The organism is Streptomyces sp. NPDC059696, from assembly GCF_042733745.1.
Taxonomy (GTDB): Bacteria; Actinomycetota; Actinomycetes; order Streptomycetales; family Streptomycetaceae; genus Streptomyces.
This window is the reverse complement of record NZ_JBHWFG010000136.1, coordinates 678-1,100: the sequence shown is the minus strand read 5'-3', so window position 1 is coordinate 1,100 and position 423 is coordinate 678. Positions and strand designations below refer to the sequence as shown.

The 423-nt window shown below is 66.0% G+C and carries 1 protein-coding gene; it reads left to right on the top strand.

From position 1 onward, the window contains the following. The coding region (locus ACFV20_RS37140) for a M20/M25/M40 family metallo-hydrolase (RefSeq protein ID WP_385665591.1) at positions 1–423 on the top strand (423 nt) is incomplete at both ends.

The following is a 423-nucleotide window of genomic DNA, read 5'->3' as shown; positions in this document are numbered from 1 at the left end:
GTTCAAAGGCCGCCAACGTCCTGCCCACCCGGGCCACCGCCAACGCGAACGTCCGGATCGCACCGGGAGAGAGCATCGACTCCGTGCTGGCACGGATGCGGCGTACGGTCCGGGACCGGAAAGTCTCGCTGCGGGTGGTGGAAGGCAGCGAACCGTCCCCGGTCTCCTCGACGTCGAACGCGCAGTTCGCCGCGCTGGAGGAGGCGGTCCGCGAGGTGTTCCCGGATGCCATCGCCGCGCCCTACATCATGCTCGGCGGAACAGACGCACGCCGTTTCACTGCGATCAGCGACGCGGTCTACCGCTTTGCACCGTTCCGCATGGACAAGGCGGCGAGAGCATCCATCCATGCGGATAACGAGAAGCTTTCCATCCAGACGTTCGGTGAGGGTATTACGTTCTACCGGCGCCTGCTCCAGGGGC